Source organism: Caldicellulosiruptor sp. F32, from assembly GCF_000404025.1.
Classification (GTDB): Bacteria; Bacillota; Thermoanaerobacteria; order Caldicellulosiruptorales; family Caldicellulosiruptoraceae; genus Caldicellulosiruptor; species Caldicellulosiruptor saccharolyticus.
This window is the reverse complement of the sequence record NZ_APGP01000074.1, coordinates 1-1,860: the sequence shown is the minus strand read 5'-3', so window position 1 is coordinate 1,860 and position 1,860 is coordinate 1. Positions and strand designations below refer to the sequence as shown.

General features: G+C 30.7%; 1 protein-coding gene and 1 pseudogene. One reads left to right on the top strand and one right to left on the bottom strand.

Going from position 1 to position 1,860, the window contains the following annotated elements; all coding sequences use genetic code 11:
* Positions 1-198, bottom strand: a pseudogene (locus H964_RS07070) (hypothetical protein); the annotation flags it as partial.
* 193 nt (positions 199-391) lie between these two features.
* Here H964_RS07070 and H964_RS07065 point away from each other — a divergent pair.
* Positions 392-1,777, top strand: coding sequence for an ATP-binding protein (locus H964_RS07065; protein WP_011915690.1), 1,386 nt, complete (start codon positions 392-394; stop codon positions 1,775-1,777).
* The last annotated feature ends 83 nt before the right edge of the window (positions 1,778-1,860 follow it).

Below are 1,860 nucleotides of genomic sequence, written 5' to 3'. Positions count from 1 at the left end.
AACACATCCTCTTAATTCTTCTATCGCTTGCCTTGCCGTCTCAATCTCTTTCTTGGCAAGCTTTCTGAGCGCAGCAGGCAAACATGCCTTCAAAACCTCTATCACCTTCTCTTCAGCACTCTGCAAGTATTCTTCAAACTCTAAAAATAACTTTAAATGTTTTCTTAAGAACATTATAGCAAATAGAGAGGAAAACATCAAACATATTTTCTTATTCGTGGGCTAAAATAGTAACCTGTGCTTATTTTAACATAAGATGGCGTGAACTTCAGAAAAATCAAAAACACAATAGAAATCTAACTAAAACTGTGTTATAATATTTATTGACTTCAAAATTATTAACTTTAAAGTTAATAACTCTGGAGTTAGTAACTTTAAAGTAGGTGATTTTATGTTTGTTGGGAGAAAGTATGAACTTGAAACGTTGAACAGACTTTATAACGAAGACAAATTTCACTTTGTTGTTGTGTATGGAAGAAGGCGTGTTGGAAAAACTACTCTGCTTACTCAGTTTTGTAAAAACAAACAATCAATATTCTTTGTTGCTGAGGAATACAATGATAAAATTAACCTTGAATCTTTTTCTGATAAGGTACTGTCTTATTTTAACCTTGGTGGGTTAATAAGTCGGTTTGAATCATGGGAGAAGGCATTTATGTTTTTGGCACATCAGGCAAAGGATAAGAGATTGATTGTTGTAATTGACGAATTTCCTTATATAGTAAATACAAACAAAAGTATACCATCACTTCTGCAAAATTTGATTGACCATCATTTAAAGAACACCAAACTTTTTTTGATTGTCTGTGGATCTTCGGTAAGTTTTATTGAAAAGGAAGTTTTAAGCTATAAAAGTCCTTTGTATGGACGAAGAACTGCTCAGTTAATAGTGGAACCGTTTGATTTTTTTGAGAGCAGAGAATTTTTCCCTAATTATAATTTTGAAGAACAGGTGATTGCATATGGAGTTTTAGGAGGAATTCCTCAATATTTGAGTATCTTTGACAATACAAAAGACATATACGAAAATATCAGGACAAAAATATTGGACAAATCATCATATCTTTATGAAGAACCAAAACTGCTTTTAAGACAAGAGGTAAGAGAACCTGCTTTGTATAATTCGATAATAGAAGCTATCGCAACAGGAAGCAGCAAATTAAATGAGATAGCTACAAAGGTTGGAGTTGAAGTTGATAAATGTGCAAAATATATTTCTGTACTTATAGATTTAAAAATTCTTGAGAGGGTAACTCCTCTTTTCTCGGAGGCAAAAAGCAGAAAAAGTATTTATAAAATTAAGGATAATTTTTTTAGATTCTGGTATCGATTTGTTTTTACCAACAAGAGTTTAATTGAACAGGGACTGATTGATGAAGTTATCGATAATAAGATCAAGCCTTTCATGAATGAGTTTATTGGAGAGGTTTATGAACAAATATGTATGGATTACCTTAAAATTTTAAACAAGGAGAAAAGATTGCCTTTCATTTTTGAAAATATAGGTAAATGGTGGGGGAATAATCCCTACAAAAAGCGTGAAGAAGAAATTGATATAGTAGCATTCAATCAAGATAATATACTATTTGGTGAATGCAAGTGGAGAAACCAAAAGGTTGACATGTCTGTTTTAAATAACCTGATAGAAAAGAGTATGATTTTCAACTACTGTAAGAAATTTTATGTTTTATTTTCAAAAAGTGGTTTTACAGATGAGGTAATAAGTTTTGCCAAACAAAATCCTCATGTATTGTTAATTAGTGAATTTGAGGTTTAAAACAAAAAGATTTGTAATTTTGTTTTTCGCATATTTTTTGAACTATTCAACTACCAAAAAAGGCTATAAAATAAATCTTAAAA